Source organism: Methanospirillum sp. (assembly GCF_028679455.1).
In the GTDB taxonomy this organism is placed as follows: domain Archaea; phylum Halobacteriota; class Methanomicrobia; order Methanomicrobiales; family Methanospirillaceae; genus Methanospirillum.
Genome location: NZ_JAJRBM010000393.1, coordinates 1 through 15,686, shown reverse-complemented (window position 1 = coordinate 15,686; position 15,686 = coordinate 1). Strand labels below are relative to the sequence as shown.

General features: G+C 46.1%; 8 protein-coding genes. 4 read left to right on the top strand and 4 right to left on the bottom strand.

Annotated features, from left to right (window positions below; translation table 11 throughout):
* The coding region (locus LUQ50_RS13350) for a tetratricopeptide repeat protein (protein ID WP_300040465.1) at positions 1-488 on the bottom strand (488 nt) is incomplete at its 3' end.
* A gap of 370 nt (positions 489-858) precedes the next feature.
* Here LUQ50_RS13350 and uvrA point away from each other — a divergent pair.
* The 3 genes from uvrA (at position 859) to uvrB (ending at position 7,297) form a co-directional block, all read left to right on the top strand.
* Positions 859-3,729 carry an excinuclease ABC subunit UvrA gene (uvrA, locus tag LUQ50_RS13345; RefSeq protein ID WP_300040469.1) on the top strand — a complete coding sequence of 957 codons (2,871 nt, stop codon included), beginning with the start codon at positions 859-861 and terminating at the stop codon, positions 3,727-3,729.
* Between the two features lie 86 nt (positions 3,730-3,815).
* Positions 3,816-5,372 (top strand): excinuclease ABC subunit UvrC, encoded by a 1,557-nt coding sequence (uvrC, locus tag LUQ50_RS13340; RefSeq protein WP_300040463.1) that lies wholly within the window; start codon positions 3,816-3,818, stop codon positions 5,370-5,372.
* On the top strand, positions 5,369-7,297 hold the full coding sequence (gene uvrB / locus LUQ50_RS13335; protein ID WP_300040461.1) for an excinuclease ABC subunit UvrB: 1,929 nt from the start codon (positions 5,369-5,371) through the stop codon (positions 7,295-7,297). The genes uvrC and uvrB overlap by 4 nt, the downstream gene beginning before the upstream one ends.
* Positions 7,298-7,343: 46 nt before the next feature.
* Here the strand turns inward: uvrB and LUQ50_RS13330 are convergent, their stop codons facing one another.
* Together LUQ50_RS13330 and LUQ50_RS13325 are read right to left on the bottom strand one after the other, a co-directional pair.
* Positions 7,344-11,042, bottom strand: coding sequence for a PKD domain-containing protein (locus LUQ50_RS13330; protein ID WP_300040459.1), 3,699 nt, complete (start codon positions 11,040-11,042; stop codon positions 7,344-7,346).
* A gap of 259 nt (positions 11,043-11,301) precedes the next feature.
* Positions 11,302-14,316, bottom strand: coding sequence for a PKD domain-containing protein (locus tag LUQ50_RS13325; protein ID WP_300040457.1), 3,015 nt, complete (start codon positions 14,314-14,316; stop codon positions 11,302-11,304).
* 230 nt (positions 14,317-14,546) lie between these two features.
* Here LUQ50_RS13325 and LUQ50_RS13320 point away from each other — a divergent pair, with 230 nt between their 5' ends.
* The gene (locus LUQ50_RS13320; protein WP_300040455.1) at positions 14,547-15,017 is read left to right on the top strand and encodes a peptidylprolyl isomerase; all 471 of its coding nucleotides are present in this window, start codon (positions 14,547-14,549) and stop codon (positions 15,015-15,017) included.
* A gap of 16 nt (positions 15,018-15,033) precedes the next feature.
* Here LUQ50_RS13320 and LUQ50_RS13315 read toward each other — a convergent pair.
* On the bottom strand, positions 15,034-15,686 hold a 653-nt coding region (locus LUQ50_RS13315), incomplete at its 5' end, for a peptidylprolyl isomerase (protein WP_367279016.1).

The window sequence follows — 15,686 nt, the reverse complement described above, 5'->3', positions numbered from 1 at the left end:
CTCACCCTTTCTGATGAATCTGAAAGGGTGAGGTTCTCAGTAGATGTATTCATCTGTACCGGGGTGGTGGACCCGGTGGATGAAGTAGGCGTTCCCCCAAGGAATGAAGGGGTGAATACGACATAGATAACACAAATAACTATGAACAGCAGTATAACCGCAGGAATGAGGAATCTGCCATAGTTTAAATTAAGTTCAGCCGGGGGGGCAGACTTGGAGACGGGTATTTGTTTGTACGCTGTTTTTACAATCTGATCACGGTTCTGCTCATATGACAGGTTTCCGGGATCATATTTAAGTGCATTTTCATAACAGGTTAGAGCGTCCTCAACCTGTCCCATTTTTGCATAGGTGACACCGAGAGCATTCCATGCTTTGTGGTTCTTCTCATTTGCAGTAACGGATTTATTCAGCAACCCTACTGCTTCCTGATAGTTCCCTTCCCGATAGGCTTTCAGCCCTTCATGAAACGAATCATCTAATCCCAATTAACCCACCCTGAAACCGGATTGATGTACATATTATCAGGAGATGATTATTAGGTTCCTGTTCCCGATCACTAGACACACCAGAAATACCACCATGAATCAGCCTCTATCCTTTTTGAAAACCAAATGCCGAAATAAGCGCTGAAAAATCGGGATTAATCAATAATTTTGAGCGCTCAAAAAGTATAATCCCGCTATACAGACCATAGTAGGCAGATGATTGCAACTATTGACGGAAGACATTCAGGTGAAAATCTTGGATATCTGCCGTCTTCTCATTACTACAGAAATACCATGACAATACAACCCGGCCGGAGGGAGATCTATTAATTCACCAGAACGAGAGACTGGACATAAAGAGGTACCGGGAATTACCGGTGGACGGCTTCTCATCAAAGGAGCACGGGAACATAATCTCAAAAATATCACCATCTCCATTCCCCGTGATGAATTGGTTGTCATCACCGGTCTTTCAGGTTCAGGGAAATCAACCCTTGCATTTGATACGATCTATGCTGAAGGACAGCGCAGGTATATGGAGTCTCTCTCCTCATATGCCAGACAGTTTCTCGGGCTGATGAACAAGCCTGATGTTGACAGCATCGAGGGTCTTTCACCTGCAATCTCCATTGAACAGAAATCAACCAACAAAAACCCACGGTCAACGGTGGGAACTGTCACTGAGATATACGATTATCTCCGACTCCTGTATGCACGCATCGGCATCGCCTATTGTCCGGAGCATAATCTCCCCATCATTGCCCAGTCTCCTGAAAAGATCGCTGAGAAGATTGAGGAAGATATTACAGGGATGATCACAATTCTGGCGCCCCTGGTCAGGAAGAAGAAAGGTACCTACCAGCAACTCTTCAAAGATCTGAACAAGGAAGGCTTTGCAAGGGTCAGGGTGAACGGTGAGATCTATCGTACCGAAGATGAGATCAGCCTTGAGCGGTACAAGATGCATAATATCGATCTCGTGCTTGACCGGATTGATACATCAGATCACTCACGGATCGTCGAAGCGTGTGAACAGGCTTCAGCCAGGTCTGACGGACTCGTAATAGCGGTAGGAGAGGACGGTACTGATCACCTCTATTCGGCAAAGATGGCATGCCCAATCTGCGGGATGACGTTTGAAGAACTTCAGCCTCGGATGTTCTCGTTCAACAGTCCTTTTGGTGCCTGTCCTGAATGTAAGGGGCTTGGGTTCAAGATGGACTTTGATTCAGAACTGATCATTCCTGACAAAGAGAGATCCATTGCAGAAGGTGCAATCGCCACCTACCGGAATTTTCTGGACGGGTATCGTTCCCAGCTTGTCGGAGCAGTTGCTGAACATTTCGGGTTCACCATCTATACACCCATCAGAGAACTGACCCCTGAACAATATCATGTGCTCATGTTCGGATCACCAGAGCAGATCAAGTTCCACATGAGTTACAAGCAGGGACAGGGATCCTGGTCCCATACGGGAACCTGGGAAGGACTGGTTCCCCAGGCTGACAGGCTCTACAAACAGACCCAGTCCGAGTATCGCAAGCGTGAACTCGAAAAGTTTATGCAGATCACCGAATGTCCGGTATGTCATGGAAAGCGGCTGAAGGAAACTACTCTTGCAGTCAGAATTGCTGGTCATTCAATTGTTGACGTAACCAACCTCTCGATCACTGATTGTTACACCTTCATTGAAACGCTCCCGCTTACAGACAAAGAACGGGAAATTGCTCACCAGGTGTTAAAAGAGATCCAGTCACGACTGCTCTTTCTCCAACGGGTCGGACTTGGATACTTAACCCTTTCACGTTCAGCAGGGAGCCTTTCCGGAGGAGAAGCGCAGCGAATCAGGCTCGCCACCCAGATCGGTGCAAATTTAATGGGAGTCCTCTATGTGCTGGATGAACCATCAATCGGACTGCATCAGCGTGATAACAACCGGTTGATCGAGACTCTCCGTCATCTTCGCGATCTCGGGAATACCCTGATCGTGGTTGAGCATGATGAGGATACCATCAGGGCAGCAGACTGGGTGATTGACATGGGACCTGGTGCGGGCTTACATGGTGGAGCGGTCGTCGCCGAAGGAACTCCTGCAGAGATCGAATTTAACCAGAATTCCCTCACCGGTGCGTATCTTTCAGGCAGGATGAAGATCGAAGTTCCGCAGAGACGCAGAACCAGCACGAGATTCATCACAATCACCGGATGTCGGGCCAATAATCTAAAAGGAATATCTGCCAGGATACCTATGGGAACCCTGACTCTGATCACCGGGGTATCAGGATCAGGTAAATCCACTCTTATCTATGACACCCTGTATCCGGCACTACAAAAAGCGGTATACAAATCACGTCATGAAATCGGTGCGCACGATGAACTCATCTTTGATGAGGAGGTAGACAAAGTGATCGTCATCGATCAGTCACCAATCGGCAGGACTCCCCGGTCAAATCCGGCTACCTACACCAAGGTCTTTGATGAGATCCGGACACTCTATGCAGAGATGAAGGAGGCAAAAATCAGGGGTTACAAATCCGGAAGGTTCTCATTCAACGTAAAAGGCGGGAGATGTGAGGCCTGTCAGGGAGACGGATTGATCAAAATAGAGATGAACTTCCTGCCCGACGTTTATATCGAATGTGAGGAGTGTAAAGGTACCAGGTATAACCATGAGACCCTTGAAGTCAAATACAAGGGAAAATCAATTGCAGATGCCCTGGCCATGACTGTTGAGGAAGCAATGGAGGTCTTTGGAAATATCCCAAAGATCAGTAACAAACTGCAGACACTCCTCGATGTCGGGCTCGGATACATTAAACTTGGCCAGAGTGCAACCACTCTTTCAGGTGGAGAAGCCCAGCGAATCAAACTAACCCGTGAACTCTCCAAGCGGGCAACCGGGAAGACCGTGTACCTACTCGATGAACCGACTACCGGACTGCATTTCCATGATGTCAGGAAATTGATAACCGTTCTTGACGGGCTGGTTGAAAAAGGAAATACGGTGCTCGTCATTGAACACAACCTGGATGTCATCAAATCAGCAGATCACATCATCGATCTCGGGCCAGAAGGAGGGGATGCCGGGGGGGAGATCATCGCAATCGGGACACCAGAAGAGATAGCCAGGGAACCCCGGAGTCATACCGGTATGTTTCTGAAAAAATTGCTACCAGCCATAGAACCACCATCACAAGGTAAGACCAGGAAAAAGGAACCAAGATTAAAGAGAAACAAGTAACCCTTTTTTCAGTCAGATTATGAAACGATTCTAATATTTCCGGATAATAGTTGATCCAGTTGAATACTCCATAGAGATGTGAAGATATGATCGATCTTTCAACCGTTCCCCAAGACCCTGGTTGTTATCTCTTCAAAGATGTCGAAGAGACGATCATCTATATCGGCAAAGCGAAAAATCTGAAAAAACGGGTTTCCAGTTATTTCCAGAAGACAGATCACAACGCAAAGACAAACCTGATGGTCAGTGAGGCTGTTGATCTCGATTTTATTATCACAGGTTCAGAGGTTGAGGCACTTATCCTTGAAAATACCCTGATCAAACGTCATCAACCAAAATATAATATCGATCTGAAAGATGCCAAAAGTTATGCGTTCATCAGGATCAGCAATGATCCCTACCCAAGAATAGGCATCGCCCGATACCGGGGAGGAAAAAAGGAAGGGACACTGTATGGCCCCTTTGTATCAGCTGCTGAACGCGATCAGGTTCTCTCGTTTATCAAACAAACTTTTCATCTTCGTACCTGTCGGAAGATGACACGGCGTGCATGCCTCCGTTCACATCTGGGAACCTGTTCAGCTCCATGTCAGGGGAAAGTATCAGAACCCGAGTACCAGTATCAGGTACGAAGTGCAGATATGGTCCTGAAAGGAAGAAATCAGGATCTCATAACCACCTTGAAAGATGAGATGGCCCGGTATGCTGACTGCCAGGAGTTCGAACGGGCTCTTTCAATAAGGGACCAGATAACAGCGATAGAACATCTTTCACAGCGGCAGTATGTTCAGCGGCAGAAGCAGGCGAATGAGCATATCATTCACTATCAGGTAAGTTCAGGCACTGTATACCTGATACTTTTCACCATAGAAAGGGGGACATTAACCAGCAAGGAAGAGTTCGTGTTTCCAGAGACTGAAGAGTTTCTTGAAGAATTTATCGTTCAATATTATGCTTCAGTAAAACCACCGAATGAACTGATTCTGCCGGTCATGCCGGATTCTTCAGTTGAGGATTACCTCTCTGATCTCAGAGGAACCCGGGTTACGCTCACGATACCAATACAAGGAGCAAAAAAGCATCTGCTCGATCTCGTGATGAAAAATATTGAAGCATCATTTTTCTCAGGCAAAATGAGGCTCATCGAACTTGGTGAAGCCCTGCATCTTGCAGGGCCGCCGGAAGTGATCGAATGCTTTGATATTTCACACCTGTCCGGAACCGGGACGGTAGGATCCATGGTTAGTTTCAAGGATGGGAAACCAGACAAGCGGAACTACCGGAGGTTCAGGATTAAAACTGTGGAGGGAATCGATGACTTCTCCTCGATTGCGGAAGTGGTAAAGCGCCGGTACAGCAGACTGCTAACAGAAGAGCAGCCGCTTCCGGACCTGATCATCATTGACGGGGGACTGGGCCAGTTACATGCGGCTCATGCAGAACTTGAAAAACTTCAGGTATCAGTACCTCTCATATCAATTGCCAAGCGGGAAGAAGAGATCTATACCACCGGCAGGACGCTGCCACTTCCACTGCCAAAGAAAAGTCCTGCATCGATGTTAGTCCAGGAGATTCGGGATGAGGCACACCGGTTTGCCATCACCTATCAGCGTCAGATCAGACGAAAAAAGATATTATCATGACTGATTTTCAGATCGTTTCAGACTACCGGCCCTGTGGTTCACAACCGAAGGCTATCAGTGAACTCGTAGAGGGGTACAACAATGGATACCCGGCACAGACCTTGCTCGGAGTCACCGGATCAGGAAAGACCTTCACGATGGCAAACGTGATCGCAGAACTGAATATGCCAACCCTGGTACTAGCCCACAACAAAACACTGGCGGCACAGTTGTACCATGAATTCAAAGAATTTTTCCCACACAACCGGGTAGAATATTTCGTTTCATATTATGATTACTACCAGCCTGAATCCTATATTGCAAAAAAGGATCAGTATATCGAGAAAGATGCCCAGATAAATCCGAAGATAGAGATGATGCGGCTCTCGACAACTGCATCGCTCCTCAGTCGTAGCGACGTGATTGTGATCTCATCAGTCTCCTGTATCTACGGTCTCGGGAGGCCGGATACCTACAAAAACATGGGATTTGATCTTGGGATCGGTCAAAAGACAGGACGTAAAGAGATCATCTCCCGTCTGGTTGACAATCTCTATGAACGTAATGACATCGAACTGATCCCAGGTCGGTTCAGGGTAAAAGGGGAGATCATTGATCTGGTCCCTAGTTATTATAACAATATCATCAGGATCGAACTCTTCGGCGATGAGGTAGACCGGATTACTGAGATCAACAGGACCACCGGTGAACCGATAGAAAAACTCAGGCACATCTATGTGTATCCCGCAAGTCATTATATCATCCCCGAAGAACAGAAGGAAGCAGCAATACAATCGATAGAAGAGGAACTTGCTCAACGTCTCCCCTATTTAGGAATGCTTGAAGCCCACCGACTTGAGCAGCGGACCAGGTATGATCTAGATATGATCAGGGAGACCGGATCCTGCAAAGGGATCGAGAACTATTCGCGGCATTTTGACGGCAGAGCAGAAGGTGAGAAACCATACTGTCTCATGGATTACTTTCCAAAAGACTTTCTCTTCTTCATCGATGAAAGTCATCAGACTGTTCCACAGGTTCGGGGGATGTTTAACGGTGATCGGTCAAGGAAAATACCACTCGTGGATTATGGATTCAGATTGCCATCAGCGTTTGATAACCGTCCACTCAGGTTCCATGAGTTTGAACGATATCTAAAGCACGTGATTTTTGTATCGGCAACACCTGCTGAGTTCGAAAGAGAACACTCACAACAGATCGTCGAGCAGATCATCAGGCCAACCGGCCTTATTGATCCGGAGGTAGAAGTACGGCCGATTGAAGGGCAGATGGAGGATATCAGGGGAGAGATACAGAGAACCATTGAGAAAGGAGACCGGGTACTGCTCACTACGCTTACCAAGCGGCTGGCTGAAGAACTCACTGAGTACCTGGAGATGAAAGGCATCAAAACCCGGTATCTTCATTCAGATATCGAGACGTTGGAACGTACCGAGATCATCAGAGAACTCAGGCTCGGTACCTTTGATGTTCTTGTTGGAATCAACCTTCTTCGTGAAGGTCTTGACATCCCTGAGGTCGGGTTTATCGGGATACTTGATGCAGATAAAGAAGGATTTCTCCGTGATGCCAGAAGCCTGATCCAGATTATCGGCCGTGCAGCTCGTAATGCTGATGCACACGTTGTGTTATACGCAGAAACTGTTACCGGTTCCATGCAGGTAGCCCTTGAGGAGACAAACCGTAGGCGTAATCTTCAGATAGAATACAACAAAGAACACGGAATAACCCCTCAGACGATCAGAAAACCGGTGCAAGAGCAGGAGATCGAAGTAACAGAAGGAAAGCCAATACCGAAGTCATCAATTCCGGCGATGATTATTGATCTGGAAACACAGATGAAGAAAGCGGCACAACTTCTCAACTTTGAAGAGGCCATTATGTTAAGAGACCGTATTGCGAACCTGAAAAAAGAACAGACATAATCGATCTGACAAAATCATCAGACCATTTTTTCTTTACGGTAAAAAATCAGGGATTTGATATAACCCCATCCCAATCATTGATTGGAGGAGTTACCGTAATGTATCCCTGTTTTACCCGATCTGAGGTTCCTTCGTCGCTGAAGACCTTCAGGGTTACCGTGTAATTACCAGCAGTGGAGTACACGTGTAACGGGTTTTGATCGTATGACGCAGTATTGTCTCCAAAGTTCCAGAACCATTGGGTTGGGAATCCCTGTGACTTATCCTCAAACTGTACACTCAACGGTAACTTGCCGGATCTCGGGTGAGCAATGAAATCAGCTACTGGTTCCTGCAGAACCGTGATGGTTTCGTAGGCATAATCTTTTGCCACATATGGTTTGTCAACCTGGTGAGTAACCTGGTAGACACCCGGTGCTGTGTAGGTGTGAGTAATGTTTTTAGAGATTGAACCTGCTGTACTGTCACCAAAGACCCAGCCCCAGGATACTTCTTCAGTGTTCAGCGAACAGTCAGTAAAGTTTACGGTAAGACCGGGGGGAACAGTTCCGCCAAGTGGCTTTGCCATCATACAGGCAATTGGATCCTTGGTCACACTGATATAGTCCTTCTTCTCGACAGTTACGCCTTTTGGAGCTGCTGCATTGAAGGCAGTCAGTTTTACCGTGTAATTGCCTGTCTCTGCGTAGGAATGTACAGGTTCACGGACATCGGTTACCTGACCGTCACCAAAGTCCCAGTACCACTGAGTCGGGTTGTTAGTGGTATAATCCTTGAAGGTTACCGGATACCTGGGTGGAACCCGCACCCGGTCGGCGCCAAAGTCTGGTTCTGGCGGGATGACAAAGATCGGTTCAATGGTATGGTTAGATGTAACGTTGGGGAATGTGTATGGGTTTTTCGGCCCTACCGAGGAGTTGTCGACGATCACATCATAAAGAGCATTTCCTGCATCAGGAGTTATATTGAAACTCTGTGATGAACCACAGTTGACCTGAACCTTACCTTTGGTTCCGGCAGGAGTAATCGTTCCACCGTTTGACTGATTGACCAGAATAGTATAGGTCTTGATCTTGAATGCAGCAGTAATCGTGTGATCAGAGGTTACATTCTCAAAGGTTTTCGTGTACGGACTGATTTGTGGTCCAAGGCTTGTTCCGTCTATTAATATATCAGAGATGTTATAACAGGAATTCGCGGTGACCGTAAAGGTTGCTGAGCCGCCGACAGTCACCGTTTGTGGTGTTGCGGGTGAGATGCTTCCACCTTCACCAGCTGAAGGGGTGATGGTGTAGGCATTCTGTTTGAAACTTGCATTGATCGAGTGATTTTCAGTTACGTTTGGGAAACAGTAACTGAAGGGACTGGTTTTGTTACCCAGGTCAGAACCATCAACCTCCACACTGGAGATGAAGTAGTTGTTTAATGCGGTGATGTTAAAGCACTGGTCGTCCCCGTAGGTAACATTGACCGTGCCATTGGGCTCGATTTTACCGCCCTGACCAGCAACCGCCGCGATGGTCAGGACGTCAGTCTGAAAATGTGCAATAATCTCGTGGTTACCGGTAACACTGATGGTATAAGGAGTTACAGGACCCTGTGAAACACCATTATCAGTGATATCAGCCAGTTTGAACCCGGCATAGGCTTTTGAGGTGAAATCCAGGACCTGTCCATGACTTGCGGAGATAACACCAGAGGGAGTAATGGTTCCTGCATCAGCGGGATCTGCTGCCGCAGTAACCTCATAGGATGCCTTGTCAAAGTATGCGTTCAGGGTCAGGTTGGACTGAAGATTAGAGTAACTGAAATTGGTACTGGCCGCTTCAGAGGCCATATAAGGATCATCATCGTTCTCGAAAACCGGTGTAAATTTTTTGAGATAGTAACCGGTATCCGGAATCATGGCTAGGTCAACATTAGACCCGGTATTCACCGAGTATGGTTCAGAGGGTACAATCGCACCTCCCTCTGATGCATTCGGAATCACCCAGACACGTGTGGGACTGAAAGTACAGTATAACACATGATCACGGGTCATCAGATTGCCAGGTATGTTAAACGATGGAGCATACGGAACCTCTACACCGTCCTGATACAACTTTTTGACCTGGTAATACTCGTTAGGAGTAAAGTTGTAGGGATCACTTTGAGTTCCATAATCATAGTACCTGGTTCCATTGAGATTGACCGTACCTCCCTTTCCTGCAGTCGCAGTTACCGCGATCTGTATAATTTTTGACGAAAGGGTCAGGGTGGCATTTCCAAGGGTAGCATTATGTTGATAGACTACCTCCTTTTCATCATAGGTCCGATTCTCGATTCCTTTTCCCTCGTTACTCCGGTCGATACTCAAAATATGAGCGAGATATGCCGGTTGTTCACCGCTAAGATTGAAATTTATATTTGCACCAGCTACCACCGGAATATTACCATCAGGTTCAAATGAACAGAAATCATCATGCTCCGTCCTGATATAGTAGGTTGCACGTTCGAGATTGATCACCTGTCCCCACTTGGACGGACGTCCCTCAAAGAGCGTGGTGTCAACCGTCACCGTGGTCGGGAGATTCAGTGGCATACGATCAAAGGTTACATTAACGATCTTATGGGAGGGAAGGCTGACCCATCCGGGAGTTCGGTTTTCCAGTGGTCTTCCTTCATATGAGATGACTGCCCCTTTAGGAATATTAAGATCGGGACGACTGTCGTCATCGACATTTGTCTCAAAGTAAACCTGCACATAGTTTTCCATTGGCCGCAGACGGGCTTCCACCGTGCTCGGCGTATTGGCAGTGACTGTATGTTTGCCAATCTTCGGATAATAACGGTCCTTAAAGAAGAGATACAGATATCGTCCGGGGTATAACTGTTGCTGTGCAGTAGTATTTCCGATAGCCCCGTTGGTGAATTTCATCTGATCAGGGAGAACGATCTGACCAGCTATTGCACCGCTTACCTTGGCAGTTGCTTCCTCGTAGGTACCGGTAAATCCTTCAAGTGAACTTTCAATCTCTGCAATAGACTTATCCTCTTCTGCTGAGGCAGGGAGATCCTTCAGTTTCCAGATAAAGACATCAGCACTGGTTGGCTCACTTCTGAAGGTTACCGGCGCAGTCTCTGGAATTGGATCCAGCGTGAGCCTGAGATCTGTGACATCACCTTCTGTCACATTTGTAAAACCATCTTTTGGATAATATCCTGGCCGGGTAATATTATAGAAATAAGTACCTGGCGGCAGAGACTCTACCGATGCAGGAGTTTTACTAAAGATCTGACTGGTAATATTCGGCAGGGCGGTCTCATTGATCACCCGGTTCAGTATCAAATCTGCATCAGACGGGTTGGTGTCAAGATGTATCGCACCAAAGACCGGATTTATTTTTGTCAGGGATATATTGACAGGAGTATAGGATCCCGGGGTAACTGCGATTGAGTTGTTGGGCCACCAGGTAGTATACCCGAACTTCTTCAGAACCAGTCGGTATGTTCCGGGATTTACAAAGAATTCCCGTGGAGTGAGACCCTCTGTATCAGACACTGTTAAATTAGCCTCTGACGAAACCGATAGATTCGTAAGGTAAATCTCTGCCCCGTCTGGATCAGAGTTGACAAAGACTACCCCTTTCTGTTGTGGCTCCGCCATACTTCCTGATATCAGAAATGCCAGAATCAGCATTCCAATGATAACCGGATATGCAGTTTTATATCTCATTGCTTTACACTTCCCCTGTAACTCATTCATGAATGAAGGAAACCCCCATGACGCATGCCTTTGATGGATGCAACTCGCAAGAGGAGTTAATCAGGGTTATATTTCTCATTATATATATAGATGTTGAAATACCCAAGTATAAGCGAATATTTTGATGATTAAAAGATTATCAATACCAGTAGATGATTTTGAAACAGCATTAAGACGAGCATAAAATCATCGGTAATTATTTGCAGAATCTTCGAAAAAAAGAAGTAGGCGCAAAAAAAGAGAACTGATGACCTGAAAATTATACTACCGTTACGTATGCAACCCGGGTCTTCTCATTGACGCCCATCTCATTGCGAACCGTTAGGGTGACCGAGTATTCACCAGGATCATTATATTTGTGTTTAGGAGCTGACGGAGTCGTATTGAAAGAGTTGCTTCCGTCACCAAACTCCCATAACCACGAGGTCACATTTGACTGAGTCGGAGTGTAATCCTCAAACTGCACGGTAAGTGGATGAGTACCGGCATATTTCATACCGATTGCGCCAAAGTTCACATCTCGTGGGCGGGATTTGTCTTCGATCTGAATCTGATGTGAAGCAGAGTCAGATTGACCATCCCAGTTGGTACCGGTCATATTGACCGTGATCCATTGTGGTGAGGTGTAGGTATGTGGAATGGACGATGAATCGGTGGTTGTTGAATTTCCATCACCAAAGTTCCAGGTCCAGTGGATTGGCTGACCTTTCGAGGTATCCACAAATGTAATCGGTTGATTAATAACCCCCCAATATCCTGAGGGATCAGTTACAAACTCTGCATCAACCGGACCTTTAACTCTGACGATGTGAGAGACTGAACCATTCCCATAGGGGTTGGTTGCCGTCAGTGTAACGGTATACATACCAGCATACTCATACTGATGACTGGGGTTTGGATCAGTTGAATAACTCCCATCTCCGAAATCCCAATCCCACTTGTTAACTTCAGGAGATGCGGTGCTGGTAAAGGAAACGTTTTTAAAGCGATCCACTACTTCAGGAGTAAAAGTGAAACTTGCTTCCGGCGATTTCTGAACACTTACGTTGATCCTGGATCGCATAACGCTTGAAGTTCCATAACACAGATTGCTCACATTCAGAGTGACCGTGTGCCAGCCTTCTGAAGTGAACTGATGATATGGACTCTTGTTAGTATCATTGGGAAGGAGATCATCAAAGTTCCAGTTCCAGCTGGTGATATCAGACTGTGGAGCTGAAAGGTCAGTGAACTTCACAAGCATTGAGGTGTTTACCGGAACTACTTCAGTTCCATTCGGAGTGAAATTGGCGTAGAGCGGAGAGCCTACCAGAATATACTGACTTTTCTGTTTGGTATCGGTTGAACCGGCAGATGAGTTTCCGACAGTCAGTGTTACCGTGTAATTCCCACCCTGAGTGAATTTACGGACAGGATTCTGGACAGTTACATTGCTCTGACCGTCTCCGAAGTTCCAGGCCCATGTGTTCACTGTCCCAACCGGAGAGGAGTTGTCAGTGAACTGAACTGTCAGCGGGTAAGAACCACGGGTGACATTAGCGGTAAAGTCAGCAAAAATGCCGTTGGTAAGGGTAATTATTTTATCAGTCGGTCCACCCGTGTCACCATTTGCATTCGTGGTAGTAAGGACAACTTTGTAATCACCCGGTTCCATGTACACATGAGTCGGTGACCTGACATCCAGAATGGTCGTATTGATGGTTACTCCGTCTTTTTCAAAGAAATCCCACTGCCAACGGTTCGGAGTATCTTCAGAGAGATCATTAAACTGAACCGTCAGCGGATATGATCCATACTTTGGAGTATAATCGAAATCTGCAGTAAGGTGTTCAAATATCTGCACCTGCCGGGTGGTGGAGTTTGATACGCTGCAGCCTGCAATGTTATTATTGTCGACGGTTAACGTCACATTATAGGTGCCGTTCCTCGAATAAACACTGCTAGTTTGAGGATACATGCTCTTCAACCCGTTACCAAAATCCCAGGTATACTGAGTTTTTGAATTGTTACCAACAGTAGTAGAGTTGAATAGTACCGTTGTATTCTGTCCTCTGCTGATTGTTTTTTGCCATGGATTAGCAGTAAAATTCGCAAAAAGGCCAGTAACGCTTACTGTCTGATTGGTCTGATTAAATATATTGAAAGTCTTATTGTATGCCCGCATGGTGACATTGTAATCTTGTGGGTTGTGGAACTGATGCGTCGTTGTGTTAGTTTCATTCCATGATGTTACATTATCACCGAAATCCCAGAACCATTTATCCGCTGTGCCTCCACTGGAATTGTCACGGAATGTCATGTCTATCGGGAAGACCGGGCATGATTCGGTGGTATATGTATAATTTGCAGAAATATTCTGATACGCGATAAGGGTCCGGTTCGTAGTGTTCCATCCCCAGTCAGAGGTTGCATTAAGTTCAATTGTAAAAATCCCAGGTTTGGAATAAAGTTTCGGTATATCGGATGCAGGATCTATATCAGTACTAGTATTTCCATCACCAAAGTTCCACTTATATGCGGTTGCATTGGTTGAATTATTGTGGATTGTTGCAGTAAATGGAATTGGAGCCTGCGTATAGTTATCAGTGATCCAAAAATCAGCAACAGGCGGAGCTTTCACAGTCACCACCTGTTGTGAACTATTTTCTGATATAAATGAGACAGTAGTATTTCGGGCAGTTACTGTTGAAACATAATTACCGGCTGCTGGAAAGGTATAAAATACAGTACGGGACGAGGTTGGGGATGCATTCGGTAAGGCATTATCATACTTCCATTCATAGGAGTTTGGAAGAGGACTTCCAGAATCAGGGAAATAAGTAAAATTCACCTGATAATCTGTCCCCGTAGGTCCCCAGGTAAAGTTCCCGGATATGTTGTCATATGCGGTTACTATTACCTCTTTAGGTGACTGGCTTCCCACAGTTGCATTATAGGCTATCAGACTTACCGCATAGATTCCCGGATCAGTGAAGGTATAGGTATCTGACATCTGTGTGCCACTGGTTGTATTATCAAACACATATTTATCCAGTTGGCGATTGTGTACCTTCCATGTAAAATTATCTGCAAGATACGGAGATGGAGAACCCTTTACTGCAGTAAAAGTGTTGAGATACGGTGCATCAGCAACACTAAAATTTGTTTTTGCAACAGTAATACTGTAATTCAGATCACCAGGTGCCTGAGCATCCACATCTCCAGCAGTGCAGACACCAGTAATTGCGAATATTGCCATTACGCATGTAAATGCGAATAATAGGTTAAATTTCATACCCATCAAACACTCCCCACATCTGTTAGCCCATATCATGCCCGTTTTTCTCTCTGATCCCACACCTGACTTTTCAGGATCAGATAATCTCACCGGGTACAATCTGAACGCGATATATAGAAGATCATATTCTTCACATAATATAAATATTATTATATCTTTCACCTAATCGCTCAAACGGAAGTAATAAGATCAGAGAACCTATCATCCACCACGTGTAACAAATATATATGGCAGAACCTACCAGGGTCCAGTTGTCAACAAACAAGGGAGATATCCTGATAGAACTTTTTGAAAACCGTCCAATCACTACGGGTAACTTCGTGAAACTGGTCTCAGAAGGCTTCTATGACGGGATCATCTTCCACCGGGTCATTGAAAAATTCATGATCCAGGGAGGATGTCCACAGGGAACCGGAACCGGTGGCCCGGGTTACACGATCAGGGACGAGTTCACGGCAGATAACCGTAACGACCGGGGAACTATTTCAATGGCGAATGCAGGACCAAACACCGGAGGAAGTCAGTTCTTCATCAACCTGGTCAACAACAATTACCTTGACAAGAACCACCCGGTGTTCGGAAAAGTCGTAAGCGGCATGGATGTTGTTGATGCGATTGGAAAAACAAAGGTTGGACGCAACGACCGCCCCAAGGAAGACATTGTCATCCAGAAGGCAACGGTAGTGAAAAAAGAGTAATATCTTCAGGGACGGTTTATGCCGATCCTTCTTCAGCCTTTTTTTCCGGCTTTGGATATTTCTCGATGTATTGAAGCTCTTCAATTCCGTTGATCAGATCAAAGATCGAGATGGTAATGTACGGCTTACTGCTTGCAAAACGCCTGCTGTATGAGTAGATTCCGGCAGGCAGGTTGATCTTTGCCACTCCGTTTTCAATGCTTACTTCGGTGTCGACACCGGAGAAGATACTGACAAGACCCTTCACCTGTTCGCTCGGATCCTCAACAAATTCCTCAATTCTGAAGGAGTATGAAAGCGTCTGACCAGCAAGTGGATGATTAAAGTCTACCAGCACGCGGTTTCCGATCATCTTGACAACAGTACCCTCCCCGACGTTAGGGATATTGACCCGCATGCCAACCGCAACCTTTTCTTTGAAAGCTTTCTTTTCAAAAGAGCGCATCAGTTCCTGCTCACGCTCTCCAAAGGCCTTCTCGGGTGGAATCTCAACCGTGTCCTCATACCCAGGTTCCTTACCGACAAGTGCCTCATCAAGGCCGAGCAGGATCTGCTGCTTTCCTGCGCAGATGATCACCGGTTCATACTTCTTCTTCTCATCAAAAGTACCGGATTCACGTGCATCTTCCTCGCGGGTTGTATCAAAAACCATCCCGAAACTTCGTCCGG

Coding starts and splice junctions, on each gene's coding strand:
- uvrC (WP_300040463.1), top strand. CDS start 3,816: ATGATCGATCTTTCAACCGTTCCCCAAGACCCTGGTTGTTATCTCTTC.
- uvrB (WP_300040461.1), top strand. CDS start 5,369: ATGACTGATTTTCAGATCGTTTCAGACTACCGGCCCTGTGGTTCACAA.
- LUQ50_RS13330 (WP_300040459.1), bottom strand. CDS start 11,042: ATGAATGAGTTACAGGGGAAGTGTAAAGCAATGAGATATAAAACTGCA.
- LUQ50_RS13325 (WP_300040457.1), bottom strand. CDS start 14,316: ATGAAATTTAACCTATTATTCGCATTTACATGCGTAATGGCAATATTC.
- LUQ50_RS13320 (WP_300040455.1), top strand. CDS start 14,547: ATGGCAGAACCTACCAGGGTCCAGTTGTCAACAAACAAGGGAGATATC.